Consider the following 14,874-nt stretch of genomic DNA (forward strand, 5'->3'; position numbering starts at 1 on the left):
GCGGTTAGCCCGCTGCCTCGTTGGTGTCGGTTTCTGTGGCTGCGGCTGCGACGATGTCAGCGCGGGCGCGGGCCACGCGGGAACGAATGGTGCCGATGCGAACGTCGGCAATTTTGGCGGCCTCCTCGTAGGAGAAGCCCAAGACTTGGGTGAGGATCAGGGCTTCTCGACGCTCCGCGGGGAGGGCGTCGATAAGCATGCGAACGTCGACCCACTCCGCCCACAGGCTAGACGTGGTGCCGTCGCATTGTTCCACCTCGGCGGCGGATTTGCGGGGGCGGGCCATGTCGTGGCGGATGTTATCTACCCACACGCGTCGGGCGAGGGAGAGCAGCCATGTGCGCGCGGAGGAGCGGGCCGCAAAGCGGGGGAGTGCGCTCATGACGCGTAGGTAGGTCTCTTGGGTGAGATCGTCGGCGATGTCGGTGCCTCCGAGGTGGGCCAACAGCCTCCATACGTCGGTTTGGGTGGCGCGTATGAAGGCGGTCAAAGCGGCGCGATCGCCACAGCCAGCCTTGAGGGCTAGGGCTGTGACGTAATCATCATCACGCTCGGAGGGTTTCATGTTCATGAACTCTAGCACTCCACCTTTAGTTGTAGGTAATACCTAACAAAAAAAGTTCATTGCTAGGGTTTGCTTTTTAATGTAAGCTATTAATCGATTCACATTTGATAGGAAACCCTTAAGGAGGGACATCGTGACCAGCCCAGTCGATCCAATCCTGAACAAGGGCGAGCGCATCGAAGCAGCTCCTCACACCACCCGCGCCGGCGGACAGCCCGTCGCTAGCGAAAACATTTCCATCACCGCAGGCCCACAAGGCGCCAACGTACTCAACGACCTGCACCTGATCGAAAAGCTCGCACACTTTAACCGCGAGCGCGTCCCAGAGCGCAATCCACACGCCAAAGGTCACGGCGCATTCGGCGAACTCCACATCACCGAAGACGTATCCCAGTACACCAAGGCCAAGCTCTTCCAAAAAGGCACCGTCACTCCCATGGCCGTGCGCTTTTCTACCGTCGCCGGTGAAAAAGGCTCCCCAGACACCTGGCGCGACGTCCACGGCTTCGCACTGCGCTTTTACACCCAAGACGGCAACTACGACATCGTAGGAAACAACACCCCAACCTTCTTCCTACGCGACGCCATGAAGTTCCCCGACTTCATCCACTCCCAGAAGCGCCTCGGCTCCAGCGGCCTGCGCGATGCTGACATGCAATGGGACTTCTGGACCCGCACCCCAGAATCCGCACACCAAGTCACCTATCTCATGGGCGACCGCGGCACGCCAAAAACCAGCCGCCACCAAGACGGATTCGGCTCCCACACCTACCAGTGGATCAACGAAGACGGCCAGCCAGTGTGGGTGAAGTACCACTTTAAGACCCGCCAGGGCTGGGAAACCTTCACCGACGCAGAAGCCCAAGAAATGGCCGGCAAGAACGCTGACTACCAGCGCGAAGACCTCTACAACGCCATCGAGCGCGGCGACTTCCCCATCTGGGACGTCAAAGTCCAGATCATGCCATTCGACGAGGCCGAAACCTACCGCTGGAACCCCTTCGACCTGACCAAGACCTGGTCCCAGAAGGACTACCCGCTTATTAACGTCGGCTACTTCGTGCTCAACCGCAACCCACAGAACTTCTTCGCCCAGATCGAGCAGCTGGCCCTCGACCCAGCCAACCTCGTCCCAGGTGTTGGACTCTCCCCAGACCGCATGCTCATGGCCCGTGCCTTTGCCTACGCAGACGCACAACGCTACCGCATTGGCCCGAACTACCAGCAGCTGCCCATCAACCAGCCAGTGGTACCGGTGAACACCTACCAGCACGAAGGCCCCATGGCCTACCACTTCAACCCAGCTGACGCGCCGGTCTACACACCAAACCGTTTTGGCAAGGGTGCCGGCTACCTCGACGACGGCCAAACCTCGTCCTCCGGTGTGACCTACGGCCAAGCACAGGATCTCTACGTCAACCCAGATCCACACGGCACCGACCTGACTCGCGCAGCCTACGTCAAGCACGCAGACGATGACGACTTCATGCAAGCCGGAATCCTCTACCGCGAGGTCTTTGACGACGCAGCCAAGGAACGCTTCGTGGACAACGTGACCAATGCCATGGCAGGGGTATCCCCAGAAACCGAGGAGCGCGTCTACTGGTACTGGACCCAAGTAGACGAAAACCTCGGTGCGAAAATCCGTGAGGCATTCGCCGCTAAGAAGTAGCAGGCAGCACCCACATTTTCTCGGGGTCGCAGTGGATGAGGACTTCGTCGCCAAGCGCGGCGAAGGCAAGCTCGTCCTCCGGTGAACAATGCAACACAATGCGACCCCGAGTCGTCTCGATAGCCACCTCGTGATGATCCCCCATATAAATGTTGCGGATCACCTGCCCCGTAGCCCCCATCAAATGGCGGGCCTGCTGGCCAGTCGGGGTGGCTGTGGCGCTCGTGGGATAACCCACCATCACCATCGCGTCACCAGAACGAAGATCTGGGTGTGCCTCGACCTCCATACTCGTGCCCAAAGCTGTGATCGCTGCCGTTGCGGTGCCGAAAGAGGAGTGAGACACAGTGCCCGTCGTAGGCACAAAAATCGAAGCCCCAAGGTGACGCGCAATATCCAAACACGCAGGTTGCTCCCGCATATCCTGAGGCGAAGCGTCCTGAACAATCCGCCCATGGGAAAGAAAAATAATCCGATCGGCAATAGAAAACGCCTCGTTAATGTCATGGGTGACATAAAACGTGGTACACCCCAGCCGGCGATGCGTCCGCAAAATCTGACTCTTTAGCTGCTCAGAAGAATACGTATCCACGTGCGCCAGCGGCTCATCGAAAAACATCAACGTTGGCTGCTTAATCAGCGCGCGAGCAAGAGCAACCTTCTGCTGCTGGCCAGTCGACAACTGGTGCGGATAACGCAACGCCAAATGGTCAATACCAAGGCTCAACATCGCAACATGCGCACCAGCATCCCCCGCAAACCGGATATTATCTTCCACCGTCATATGCGGAAACAACGACGGCTGATCCATCATCATCGCAATCGGACGCTGATGCGGCGGACGGCCCGCCAACGACTCACCATCGACCTCCACAACACCTTGCGCAGGGATCAAACCAGCCAACGCCCGCAACAACGTCGACTTACCGGCCCCAGAACGCCCAAGAACCACAATGAGCTCACCAGGATCCGCCTCCAAAGAGACATCATCCAAAAGGCGCGCCCCGCGGCTGGTCACACTAAGACCCTGAATATGTATTAACGCCATGGTGCCACCTGTTTCCTAGCGAAGGCAGCCAAGCCCACGCCATTAATACTCACAACGATCGCCCCAGCAAGGGACACGATAAAAAGAGACACAGTCATGCTGATGTACAGCGCCGCCGGGTAATTGGCGGCGTCGAGAAGCGTGAAAAGCCGCAACATCAGAAGGGGAGTATCCGGCGAACTCACCCACAACAACGGCACCGCTAGTACCGACGCATTAGAAAACACCATCAAAAAGCCCAAAATCACCACATTCGTCGAACGCTGCAACACAATCGACGCCACCGCCCGCAGCGGACCAACACCCTGCAACAACGACACCATATACTCCGAACGTGACATCAACGGACCGATATAAACCATCAAAAAATACGTCATAGCCAGCGAACTCGGCAGACACGCCAACAACACCAAGCTTAACGACGCCCACGGCCCGTACACTCCCGGATGATTCAACGCAATCTGCAAACCACAACCAATCGCAGCCCCCGGCAACAACGCCAACAACGCAAACACAGCATCAACACCACGCCGGCCCAACCAACCCCACCGCAGGCCACACGAACGCCGCGCCCCCAATGCAACCGCCGACAACAACAACGAACACAACAACACCAAAAACGCCAACCCCACCGTATTGACCACCGCATTGCCCATCGGCGTCTCAGAACCATGCACAAAACCACGATAGGCCGCCACCAGCACAAATAATCCCGCAACTGCACCTAGGAAACACAACACCGCCTGCGGGGCACGCACCTGCGCACCCACCGCACGATGTGGCTGGCCGGAAGAATCGCCAGCAAAATGAAGCAACTCCACCAACGCCGGATTACTACGCAACAGCCGTGCATACACCAGCCCCGCAACGACCACCGCACCAGCCACCGGCAACGTAAGCGCCAGCGCAGTCCCCGCCTGATCGCCTTGGAACCACACCCGTGTTGCCGCCAACGACGCCCGCGGAGCCATCACATTCGGCGTTACCGGATCCGACAACGCCGCACTAAAAATAAACACTGCAAGCGCAGGGGCAAACAACACCAACCGCGGCTGATACACCGCGCGAAACAACGCCCACCCATGAAGGCCCGCCACCCGAGCCGCATCCACCTCACGCGACGACACCGAGCGCAACGCCGTGCGCTGCACAAAATATGCCAACGGGGTAAACGCCACCGTGAACGTGAACAACAACGGCCCAAGGCCCGAAAAATTACACTGCGAGCACAGGTGAATACCCGTGCGTCCCATGATCGTCTTCCAACCAGCACCGATAACAAAATGCGGGATGGTGAGCTGGAACAGCAGGATGACGTCGAGAAGCAATACTACTGTACGAGAAAACTGCGCTGCCGCCAACGCACCCACCGTGCCAATACCCACCGCCAACAAAGTTGCACACAATGCAATTGTGCTGCTGAGGATGATCGGTGCGACCGCCGCAGTGCCCGTCCCTGCCGCTTTCAATAACATGGCATAAGGAATGCCCACCGCCACCGCGGCGATCGCCACCACCGAAAAAATCCACAACCCAGTTCTCATGCCCGCTGCTCCGAAAACCAACTCATCCACCGATCACGCTCAGAATCGGCAACCGCCGGATCCACCGCAACAATGCCATGCGAATCCTTCAAACGCGTAGAAATATTGCCCACAACCAAATCGCTTGTGGGGATCTGCGGTAATCCCACCCGCCGCGCCGACGTCTGCCCCGACGGCGACAACAACCAATTCATCACCTCATACGCCGCCGACTTATTATGCCCCTGCGCCACCACACCGCCAGAAGCAATCTCAAACGACGTGCCCTCCCCAGGATAAGAAATCTCCACATCACGACCAGAACGCGTCATCTTATTCTGACAATACGGCTCATAAGAAATCGCCACCGCAGCCTCACCATGCGCCACCACATCACTCGGCGCATTACCTGAACGCGTAAACCGATCCACATTTCCCACAATCGCCGCAATCTCATCCTGCGACAACCCCGCGGCCTGCATACTCAACAACATTGCATACCCCGTACCAGACGACACCGGCGACGGAGCCGACACCCAACCCCGCAACTCAGGACGCATCAAATCCGACCACGTACGCGGAACCGGCACCCCCAACTCCGCCAACGCATCACGATCACTACACACACTCAACACCGACGCATACACCCCAAACCACCGATTCTGTGGATCCTTAAACGGCCCCTGAATCGCATCCGCCGCCGGCAAATCCACCGCCTGCAACAACCCCAATCGTGCAGCCAGCCGATAATTCTCCGAAGGCCCCCCAACCCACACATCAAACTCATGCGAACCCGTACGCAGCCGCTTCAACGCCTCCTGCGTAGGCAAGCTTACATAACGAACATTCAACCCCAACTCACGAGCAATATCACGCTTCCACTGCTCACACACCGTCACATCATTCGAACACATGATAGTCACAGCAGTCTTCGCTGGAAACAGCGTCCGATACACCGTAGCCACCGACACCATCGCCACAACACAGACAGCAAGTAACCGTAACCATTTTGATAACACTATGGTTCTCCTTCGCGTCCACGCTCAACGATAACAAAAGCGCTGGGGAATTCCTCCCCAGCGCTTCTCCTAGTCAGGAACTAAACACCCTGCTCGAGCTTCACAGCACGCTCCTGCATCAACTTCTTCTCCTCGCGCCAGATCACCTGGAAAATAACCAGAATCAAAACCGTAAAGACCAAGAACACAATGAACGTGACATTCCAACCAGCGAACTTAACCAAGAAGCCCACACCAGTCGAAGCCAAGGTTGCACCCAGCAGGTAACCGAACAAGCCCGTGAAGCCAGCAGCGGTACCAGCCACGTTACGAGGTGAAAGATCCAATGCCTGCAAACCGATCAAGCCAACAGGACCGTAGATAAAGCCACCAATAAAGGCAACGAAGATAACCATCAACCAGAACGGCGTACCCACAGGAGCCAACCAGTATGCAGCGATAGACAAACCAGCGCCCAAGGTGAACAACGAAATAGCAGCAGAACGATTGCCCTTAAACACATTGTCCGACAGCCAACCGCACAGAATCGTGCCAATAAAACCAGCCAACTCGAAAGCAGCGAAACCAGCCAGACCGCCTTTAACGCTCATGTGGTGCTGCTCAGACAAGTACGTGGTAATCCAGTGCAAAACACCATAACGCAAGGCATAAACAAACACATTCGCAATGGCCAAGAGCATAATGATGCGGCTGTGCAAAATATGCTTGAACACCAAATCCTTCGTCGAAATCTTCTCGCCCGTATCCTCCGCAACCTTCGCAGGATCGTTGCGGTAGTCGTCGATAGGCGGCAAGCCAACAGACTGAGGATTATCACGAATAAGCAAGAACGCAACCAACGCGACAACCAAAGCAACCAACGCAGGAAGCCAGTAAGCAGCACGCCAGTTCTCGCCCGTCATGCTCAAACCAATACCAACCAACACTGGCAAACCAAAAGCACCCAAGTTGTGAGAAGTGTTCCACAACGAACCCTTCCAACCGCGCTCACTAGTAGAGAACCACTGCACCACAATACGGCCACAAGGAGGGTAACCCATGCCCTGGAACCAACCATTAAGGAACATCACCGTAGCAAACACGCCCACGCTGGCCGAAACCCACGGCACAAACGCAACTACCAAGTTCATCAGCGCCGACAGCGCCAAGCCCAACGGCAAGAAATAGCGAGCATTAGAACGATCCGACACCATGGCACTAAAGAACTTAGACAGACCATAGCTGACCAACACAGCATTACCAATAATGCCGATCGCCGGCTTATCAATCGCGCCACTTTCATCAATAAGCAACGGGGCAATCGCCGAAATATTATTACGGATCAAATAAAAACCCGCATAGCCCAAGAAAATACCCATGAACACCTGCAGACGCATCCGTGGGTAGATGCGATCCACCTGCTCCGCCGGCAGCGGGGCAGCAGGGCCGGGGGCTTGCAACCAAGCAAACATAAGAGGCACTCCTTTGTGCGCAATCACTTTTATCAACTAATTGCGATTGTGCTCCGCGCTCGGTAACCATAGTGACCATAGCGGTAACAGTTGGTAACAGTGCTGTTACCAATCACAACCGAGGGGAATCACTCGTACTGAAAGACGTACCCCTGACCCCGGACCGCAAGGATAGAATCCGCAGGCAAACCTGCATTTTCTAACTTTTTGCGCAAGCGATACGCCGTCGACTTCACCATATTTCGGCCACCCTGAGTCGCCGTCGTATCCCACACCTCATTCAACAAACGCTTCACACTAACCACCTCATTCGGGTGTGAAACCAACGCCTGCAACAGCTTCCCCTCCGTAGCAGTCGTATCCACCCTACGACCACCAATCACCACCGCATGCGTCGCCGGATTCACCGACACCTCACCCGCAACAATCTCCCGCAACTCCGACTGCACCACACCACCACAACGACGCACCACCGCCTGAGCCCGCAACACCAACTCCTTCGGCGAAAACGGCTTAGCCACATAATCATCCGCGCCCGCCTCAAGCCCCTCCACCCGATTATCCGTATCACCAAGCGCAGTCAACATAATCACCGGAGTCGCAGCAACATGTCCAGCAGCACGAATCCGCTCACACAACGCATACCCCGAAGCGTCAGGAAGCATCACATCCAAAATCACCAGATCACACCGATACTCGCCAAGCAACTGCCACCCCTTTTGCGCCGAGGAAGCCGACAACACCTCCCAGCCCTCCAACTCCAAAGCATAAGAAATAATCTGAACCATCTGAGGCTCATCATCAACAACAAGAACACGAAGCCTATGCATAGTAAGTCCTAGGAAGAGTAATCAACACCGACGTTCCATGATCCGCAATAGAATCCACCAACACCGAACCACGATGCAACTGCACAATCTTCTGCGTAATCGCCATCCCCAACCCCGCACCAGACGGAACCGCAGCTGTGCTCTGGGCCTGTGTATGGGCCTGGCCGAACTGGGCAAAGGGCACAAACATATCCCGACGCTGACGCGACGTCATCCCTGGCCCATAATCCGCCACCGTCACAATCACCCCAGTAGCGCTCTCCTCAACCCCCACCACAATATCGCTATCCGAGCCCGCATAACGCGCAGCATTATTCAACACATTCCACAACGCATGCCGCAATAACTGCGCATCCCCATCAATCATCAACGGATCACCAGGATCATCCACCACAATCGGTACCTCGCTCATGGCCCGCAGCTCCTGCGCAGTACTACGCACCAGCCCCCGCACATCGCACTGCGACACCTGCAACTTCACCGAGCCACTATTGAGCTTTGCCTGCAACAAAAACGACTCCGCCACCTCAATCGCACGCGTCGAATTCGCCCCAATAGTAGCCACGAGCCGCTCACACTTGTGCGGATCCGACTCCTGGCTCAGCAACTCCGCAGCCCCCTTAATCAACGACAACGGCGTGCGAATCTCATGAGCCAAAATCTGCTCATCCGTTATCGTCGCCCCCTGATCGCAGCCGCGCCGGAGCACCACCGCAGCCGTAACCAACGACGTAGCACACGCAGACCCACACGCAGTGAGAACCAGAGCAGCAAACATACTAGATAACACTACCGTGGCCCACCCGAAATGTTTTGGTTAAAGGAAATGAGCAATTTTTGTACCCTAAGGCCGATTTTTGAAAGGCCATCCTGCGGTTTTGCAGGCTTAGGGTACAAAAATTGCTCACGACGGGGGCCACTGCCGGCCCGCTACCTACGGCTCCTGGGAAACCTCATGCAAAGCACGGCCCATCACAAAGCTGGCAACCGCCAACACCACCCACAACGCCACGATCGCCACGATCGCACGCACCAAATGGTTGATCTCAAAGCTGCCAGCACCAATATCGTGCACCAAAGTAGCAATCACGATCAAAGGAAGAGCCACGCTCGTGGCTGGGCCAAGCAGATTAGCCCTCGTCAATGCATCGGGGGCGTGCCACAGGGCGGTAGCACTGACCACGAACAGCAGTCCCGCGATGATAATCAGGACAGAAGCAATGGAGTCGTACAACATTAGCGGCGTCCTTTCGAAATAATGCGCGCAACGGACATCGTCGGCAATGCGCCGCCCACAAGACCAGCAAGCAACACAACCTCGTACGCAATGGAAGTAGGGTTACGCAGCGACCAAATCAAGTAGAACGCAATCATGCCATAAAAGCACATATCGGAAATAACAGCGCGAGTGAGCTCATCTTTGGTCTTGAGCATCAGCACAATGGCAGATAACAGCGACGCAGCAGTAAGCGCCAAGCCGATATAAATCGAAATCTCAAGCATTACTGCTCCTTCCGAATAGCAAGATGTGCAGGGTGCTCAATACGAACATTGGCCACCTTATGAGGAATATCCTTGACCGAAGGCGCCAAATGCTCCTCCATCGTGGCAATATCCGCCAACACATCCGCAGGATTATGGCCATACACGGCGTGCACTAACAAGGTGCCGTCTTCACGCAAACCAATCGACATAGTGCCAGGCGTAATCGTAATCGACGCCGCCAGCGCCGTGATCTGCCACTCCTTAGTCACCCGCAGCGGGTAATACACCACACACGGTTCCATGCTCTTATACCCATGGAACATGTCTTTAATCAGCACACCCGTGGCTACAAAGATCTGCCCGATCAGCCACACAACATACAACGGAGCATGCATAATTATTTGCCTCCCTGAAGATCAGTGGCAAGGCCAATGGGGTTATCCCCCAAGACCGCTTGGGTGTAAGCCGGCACATCCAATAAGTCGCCAGCAGCCGCACGCGTAGCGCCCACCAAAGGACCCGCGAACACGAACATAGCTAACGACGTAACCGCCAACACCGCCGCAGGGGCCAAGCGATGCCACGGCACCCGCATCGACTCCGGGACACGCTCACGGTTCATCACCGCACCCCAGAACACCTCACGCCACAACCGCAGCATGGACAAGAACGCACCAAAGCTTGCAATCACAATCACGGCGATTACCAACCAGGCCTGCCACGTAGCCTGATGAGCCACACCGACCACGATGAACACCTTGCCCCACAGGCCAGAAAATGGTGGGAAACCAACCACGGAGAACGCGCCGATCACGAACACAGCAGCAACCCACGGGTCGCGCCGGGCAATGCCGGTGAGTTTGGAGAGCAGGTCAGTGCCGTAGGTTTCTTCAATAGCGCCGGCACTCAAAATCAACGAACCAACAGTGATCATGTGGTGCAGGGCGTAGAAGATACCCGCAGCCAAAGCAGCCTGTTCGTTGCCGGAGGTAAACGCCAGCATGACCAAGATGAATGGCATGCCGTTGACCATCTGGTAGGCCAGAACGCGACGCATCGAGTTTTCAGCCAAACCGGCAAAAGCGCCGACCAGCATGGACAGAATACAGATCACGGTGATTAGCCAGATCCAGCGCTGCTCGAGGTCGAAAATCACCACGTAGATGCGGAACAGCATGTACACGGCAACCTTGGTGTGCAGGCCGGAGAACAAGCCCATCACGCTTGCCGACGTCGCCGGGTAGGAACGCGGCAACCATGTGTGAACAGGGAACACGCCAGCTTTGACAATCAGCGCGATGACCACAATGCCCATCACCACAGACACCGGACCATTGCCGCGAGCTGCCCCCGCGAGCGCCGCAATGTTGACAGCACCCACAGTGCCGTAGAGCACCGACACCGCCATGACCAGAATTGTCGACGTAGCCAAGTTGACCAGTACGAACGTCCGCCCAGCCGACAAACGTGCCCACGTGCCCGTCATAGCCATCAAACCATAAGAAGGCAACAGCATGACCTCAATGAACACGAAGAAGTTAAACAGGTCAGCGGTGAGCAATGCGCCCATCACACCGGTCAACAACATCAGTGACAGCGGAGCATAGAAGCGAGCACGAGTCTCACCCACAGCCACCGCAAACCAGTTAGACGCAAACGCCACGATCGAAGTAGTAACAATCATGATGGCACTGAACTGATCCGCTACAAAGGGGATAGCCACGCCACCGACGTACAAACCAATCGAGTGCGCAATCGTGCCATGCGTTGCGGTATAAGCAAACAGCCACGCACCAGCTAGACCCGTTAGCACCGGCACCACAACGGCGAAGCCGTCACGTACAACACGCCACGGTGCCATGACAGTGAGCGCCACCGTGAGCAGTGGGAGGCCCACAAAAAGTGGAAGTACAAAATCCATTAGTGAGTCTCCTCCTGGCGGGTTGCAGCACGCTTAGCGGCGTGCTCCAGATCCTCCACGGCTTCCGCATTGGTGGTCGAGCGGCCGAGGGTCTGCAATGGCGAGGTTTCGTCGGCGACTTCCTCCGCGAGGGTGTCGTCGGAACGCCCCAAGCCCGAAAGCGTGAGCATATACGTGGTCGTTGCCATAGCGATCACGATGGCCGTCAACACGAATGCCTGCGGCACGGGGTCCGAAGATTCGCTGATGTCGGTAAGGGAGGGGAATGCCTCGCCACGCCACTTAGGAACACCAGCGTTCAAAATGATCAAGTTCACGGCATGGCTAATCAGCGTCATACCAATCACAATGCGCAACATACCGCGCTGCAACACCATATAAGTGCCGGCAGCGGCAAGAACGGCAATAGAAAGAGAAAGAATCATGGCTTAGGCCTCCTTCGGCTGCGAGGCTTGTGCTGAGGATTTAGTTTCAGGCCAGTCGAGATCGTCGTCAGCCTGAGCCTCCACCTTCGCAGGGGAGACAAGCGGGGACTCGTCGCGAGTAAAGTTCAAACGCTCGTAGTCCATACCAGGGCGCAAATAGCTGCCCAGCGCATTAATCGCCATCGACAGCATACCCAGCACCGCCAAGTACACGCCCAAGTCGAAGATCATCGCGGTGGTCCAGTGCTCCCCAGCCCAATGGCCATGCAAAGCATAAAGGAACGAACCATGGGTAAGGCCCAAGAAACCAGAAATCAGCGCCAAAATAATACCAATCGACGTCAGATAAATCGGCGTCTTAAAAGTGAAAATGTGCTGGTCGCGAGCATGAGACAGGTAGCTGAGCATCAACGCGCCACCGGCCACCAGCGCCGCAATAAAGCCGCCACCAGGAGCATTGTGACCACGCATGAAAATAGCAAAGCTCAAAATACCCAAAATCGGAATGAGTACGCGCAGCAGCTGACGCAACGGAATTGAGTTCACATGCGACAAACCAAACGGAGCAGGGTGGGTGCCATGCGCAAACGGGTAACGCGGCATCGACGTCACCACCGCAGCAATCACCACAGCGGCCATACCCAGCACCGACAGCTCGCCCATGGTATCGAAAGCACGGAACTCCACCAGAATGGTGTTCACAACGTTATCGCCGCCAGTGATCTCCGGGCCATTGTTGAGATACCAGATCGCCAGCTCAGGGCGCTCACGGCGACCCAAAACGAACCAGCACATCAAGAACGTCACAACGCCGACAGCCACAGCCATCACCGCAGCAAAAGCTCTACGACGCCCCTTGCCAGGGTGGAAATTATCCGGCTGCTGACGAATCACCATCATCATGATGACCACCGTCAACGCCTCCACCATGAACTGCGTCAAAGCCACATCAGGCGAACCCAACATCAACATCTGAACAGTCACACCAACGCCGACCACACCAATCATGATCACCGCAGTCAAACGACGCTTCGTACGCAGCAACAACGCCGCAGCCAAAACAATAATCGCCAACGGCAACGCATCCGCCCAACGATCGGCTCCGTCGATACGCGGTGCCAACGGCACCCCATCAATACCGCCAGAAACAAGACCCTTAACCGTCACCGTGCCGCCCAAAACCACCAGCAACATAAACACGTACGCCAAGTGACGCGTCGGGCTCAGCGAATCCGCCATCGAACCCACACAACGACCAAACGCAGCAATGCCACGAACCGACAAGTTCAACAACTCATTACCACTACGCGGTGCAAGCTTACGATCCGCCAATGAATCCCAAATCCACTGACGCTTGACCACGCCAAGCACGCCAAAAACCAACACCAACATCGAGATAACAAACGGAATGGTCACCCCATGCCAAATCGCCAAATGAGTATGCGGATCATCCGCAACCTCACTCACCGCAGCAGAAACTGGAGCATCCAACCGGCTCACAAACAACGCAGCCGGAATAGACAACACACCAGGAAGCGCAGCCGGCAGCCACAACGACACCGGAGCCTCCTTGCAATCCGACATCTCACGGGAACCGTCGATAAAGCCATCGATCACCAAACGCACCGAATACGTAAACGTAAACAACGCGCCCACACCCGCAGCGACCATCAAGACCACAACGCCAGCGTTACCAATCGGAGCATGCAAGAACGCCTCCAGCATGCCCTCCTTCGAAACAAAACCAAACAACGGAGGAACCGCAGCCATAGAAGCCGCAGCAATCGCCATCGCACTAAACGTAAACGGCAACTGGCGCCACGACGAACCCAAACGAGTCAAATCACGCGTACCAGCCTGATGATCCACCACGCCAACCAGCATGAACAACGACGACTTAAACAACGCATGCGCCAACGTATGCACCACAGCAGCCGCCAACGCGAACGGAGTGCCCACACCAATAGTGGCCACAATCCAACCCAAATGCGACACCGTCGAATACGCCGTGAGCTTCTTCATATCCGTTTTCTGAATAGCAAAGAACGACGCCATCACAGCAGTGAACATACCCACCACAATGAGCAACCAGTTCCACACCGCAACATCGCTAAACACCGCGCTGAAACGCAACAGCACATAAATGCCAGCCTTCACCACAGCAGCCGCGTGCAAGAACGCCGACACCGGGGTAGCAGCAGCCATTGCCTCCGGAAGCCAGAAATGGAACGGGAACTGCGCTGACTTAGTAAACGCAGACACCGCCACCAACACAGCAACCACACCAGTCAACGCAGGCTTTTCCGCCCAGAAACCAGCATGGATAATCGCATCAATATTGGTGCTGCCAGCCTGATTCGACGCAATCGCCATAGCAACCAGCAACGTCAGGCCACCAATAAACGTCAAGATCAACGTGCGCTGCGAACCCAGCTCACCGCCCTTGCCACCCGAACGAGCGATCAACATAAACGACGCAAGAGACACCAGCTCCCACGCGATAAACAACAGCACAGCATCATTAGCAAAAACGAGCAACAGAATCGACGCCATAAACGCCGTCATAATCGTGTAAAAGCTCGTATTGCCCGCATTGTTGTGCAGATAAGAAGCGGAATAGGCAAAAACGACAGAGCCGATGCCCAGAGCCAACAGTGCAAAGAACGAGCTGAGGGCGTCGGCACGCAATGCGAACGACACATCAACGCCATCGCCCACAAAATCCGGAACCCACGTATATTCCAACGTCAAAGGAGTTCCGGCGATGATGCCAGGCAGCTCTTTACACAGCAGAACGGCGGCGACCACAAACAAGGCCGCCAGAGGCCACCCCGCCTTTCGGTCGCAAATCCGAACTGTAACAGGCGCAAGCGCAACCGCACAGGCCGCCAGCACGAGAACAATTATCAGGGTCACAGATTACTCACACCCAAGG

Annotated in this window: 14 protein-coding genes; 1 reads left to right on the top strand and 13 read right to left on the bottom strand. The window is 56.1% G+C overall.

Annotation, left to right across the window (positions count from 1 at the left end; all coding sequences use genetic code 11):
- Positions 1-4 precede the first annotated feature (4 nt).
- On the bottom strand, positions 5-565 hold the full coding sequence (locus tag AT687_RS00995) for an RNA polymerase sigma factor (protein ID WP_041740603.1): 561 nt from the start codon (positions 563-565) through the stop codon (positions 5-7).
- Positions 566-698: 133 nt separating this feature from the next.
- Between AT687_RS00995 and AT687_RS01000 the strand changes: the two genes are divergently transcribed.
- Complete coding sequence (locus AT687_RS01000) at positions 699-2,237, top strand: catalase (RefSeq protein WP_014318548.1); 1,539 nt, start codon at positions 699-701, stop codon at positions 2,235-2,237.
- On the opposite strand, the gene AT687_RS01005 is transcribed toward AT687_RS01000, so the two are convergent.
- From AT687_RS01005 to AT687_RS01060, 12 genes are all read right to left on the bottom strand, one after another.
- Complete coding sequence (locus AT687_RS01005; RefSeq protein WP_014318549.1) at positions 2,227-3,285, bottom strand: ABC transporter ATP-binding protein; 1,059 nt, start codon at positions 3,283-3,285, stop codon at positions 2,227-2,229. The genes AT687_RS01000 and AT687_RS01005 overlap by 11 nt on opposite strands.
- The gene (locus AT687_RS01010) at positions 3,276-4,829 is read right to left on the bottom strand and encodes an ABC transporter permease subunit (protein ID WP_014318550.1); all 1,554 of its coding nucleotides are present in this window, start codon (positions 4,827-4,829) and stop codon (positions 3,276-3,278) included. The genes AT687_RS01005 and AT687_RS01010 overlap by 10 nt, the downstream gene beginning before the upstream one ends.
- The gene (locus AT687_RS01015) at positions 4,826-5,827 is read right to left on the bottom strand and encodes an ABC transporter substrate-binding protein (RefSeq protein WP_014318551.1); all 1,002 of its coding nucleotides are present in this window, start codon (positions 5,825-5,827) and stop codon (positions 4,826-4,828) included. Before AT687_RS01015 ends, AT687_RS01010 begins: the two co-directional genes overlap by 4 nt.
- 80 nt (positions 5,828-5,907) lie before the next feature.
- The gene (locus AT687_RS01020) at positions 5,908-7,278 is read right to left on the bottom strand and encodes an MFS transporter (RefSeq protein WP_014318552.1); all 1,371 of its coding nucleotides are present in this window, start codon (positions 7,276-7,278) and stop codon (positions 5,908-5,910) included.
- Between the two features lie 128 nt (positions 7,279-7,406).
- Positions 7,407-8,108 carry a response regulator transcription factor gene (locus AT687_RS01025; RefSeq protein WP_014318553.1) on the bottom strand — a complete coding sequence of 234 codons (702 nt, stop codon included), beginning with the start codon at positions 8,106-8,108 and terminating at the stop codon, positions 7,407-7,409.
- On the bottom strand, positions 8,101-8,886 hold the full coding sequence (locus AT687_RS01030) for a sensor histidine kinase (protein ID WP_021334796.1): 786 nt from the start codon (positions 8,884-8,886) through the stop codon (positions 8,101-8,103). The genes AT687_RS01025 and AT687_RS01030 overlap by 8 nt, the downstream gene beginning before the upstream one ends.
- A 156-nt stretch (positions 8,887-9,042) precedes the next feature.
- Entirely contained in the window at positions 9,043-9,345 is a 303-nt protein-coding gene (locus tag AT687_RS01035) for a Na+/H+ antiporter subunit G (RefSeq protein ID WP_003850399.1), read from the bottom strand.
- A complete protein-coding gene (locus AT687_RS01040; RefSeq protein WP_003850400.1) occupies positions 9,345-9,611 on the bottom strand; it encodes a hypothetical protein in 267 nt (88 codons plus the stop codon). Before AT687_RS01040 ends, AT687_RS01035 begins: the two co-directional genes overlap by 1 nt.
- Positions 9,611-9,988 carry a monovalent cation/H+ antiporter subunit E gene (locus AT687_RS01045; RefSeq protein WP_010934181.1) on the bottom strand — a complete coding sequence of 126 codons (378 nt, stop codon included), beginning with the start codon at positions 9,986-9,988 and terminating at the stop codon, positions 9,611-9,613. The genes AT687_RS01040 and AT687_RS01045 overlap by 1 nt, the downstream gene beginning before the upstream one ends.
- A 2-nt stretch (positions 9,989-9,990) precedes the next feature.
- Complete coding sequence (locus AT687_RS01050; RefSeq protein ID WP_014318555.1) at positions 9,991-11,514, bottom strand: monovalent cation/H+ antiporter subunit D family protein; 1,524 nt, start codon at positions 11,512-11,514, stop codon at positions 9,991-9,993.
- Positions 11,514-11,939 (bottom strand): cation:proton antiporter subunit C, encoded by a 426-nt coding sequence (locus AT687_RS01055; protein ID WP_003850403.1) that lies wholly within the window; start codon positions 11,937-11,939, stop codon positions 11,514-11,516. The genes AT687_RS01050 and AT687_RS01055 overlap by 1 nt, the downstream gene beginning before the upstream one ends.
- Before the next feature lie 3 nt (positions 11,940-11,942).
- Positions 11,943-14,855 (bottom strand): DUF4040 family protein, encoded by a 2,913-nt coding sequence (locus AT687_RS01060; protein WP_014318556.1) that lies wholly within the window; start codon positions 14,853-14,855, stop codon positions 11,943-11,945.
- Positions 14,856-14,874: the final 19 nt, after the last annotated feature.

Source organism: Corynebacterium diphtheriae (assembly GCF_001457455.1).
GTDB lineage: Bacteria > Actinomycetota > Actinomycetes > Mycobacteriales > Mycobacteriaceae > Corynebacterium > Corynebacterium diphtheriae.

Excerpts from the sequence above, each read along its gene's own strand:
- AT687_RS01020 (WP_014318552.1), bottom strand. The coding sequence starts at position 7,278 with ATGTTTGCTTGGTTGCAAGCCCCCGGCCCTGCTGCCCCGCTGCCGGCG.
- AT687_RS01055 (WP_003850403.1), bottom strand. The coding sequence starts at position 11,939 with ATGATTCTTTCTCTTTCTATTGCCGTTCTTGCCGCTGCCGGCACTTAT.
- AT687_RS01035 (WP_003850399.1), bottom strand. The coding sequence starts at position 9,345 with ATGTTGTACGACTCCATTGCTTCTGTCCTGATTATCATCGCGGGACTG.
- AT687_RS01030 (WP_021334796.1), bottom strand. The coding sequence starts at position 8,886 with ATGTTTGCTGCTCTGGTTCTCACTGCGTGTGGGTCTGCGTGTGCTACG.
- AT687_RS01050 (WP_014318555.1), bottom strand. The coding sequence starts at position 11,514 with ATGGATTTTGTACTTCCACTTTTTGTGGGCCTCCCACTGCTCACGGTG.
- AT687_RS01040 (WP_003850400.1), bottom strand. The coding sequence starts at position 9,611 with ATGCTTGAGATTTCGATTTATATCGGCTTGGCGCTTACTGCTGCGTCG.
- AT687_RS01010 (WP_014318550.1), bottom strand. The coding sequence starts at position 4,829 with ATGAGAACTGGGTTGTGGATTTTTTCGGTGGTGGCGATCGCCGCGGTG.
- AT687_RS00995 (WP_041740603.1), bottom strand. The coding sequence starts at position 565 with ATGAAACCCTCCGAGCGTGATGATGATTACGTCACAGCCCTAGCCCTC.
- AT687_RS01025 (WP_014318553.1), bottom strand. The coding sequence starts at position 8,108 with ATGCATAGGCTTCGTGTTCTTGTTGTTGATGATGAGCCTCAGATGGTT.
- AT687_RS01005 (WP_014318549.1), bottom strand. The coding sequence starts at position 3,285 with ATGGCGTTAATACATATTCAGGGTCTTAGTGTGACCAGCCGCGGGGCG.
- AT687_RS01045 (WP_010934181.1), bottom strand. The coding sequence starts at position 9,988 with ATGCATGCTCCGTTGTATGTTGTGTGGCTGATCGGGCAGATCTTTGTA.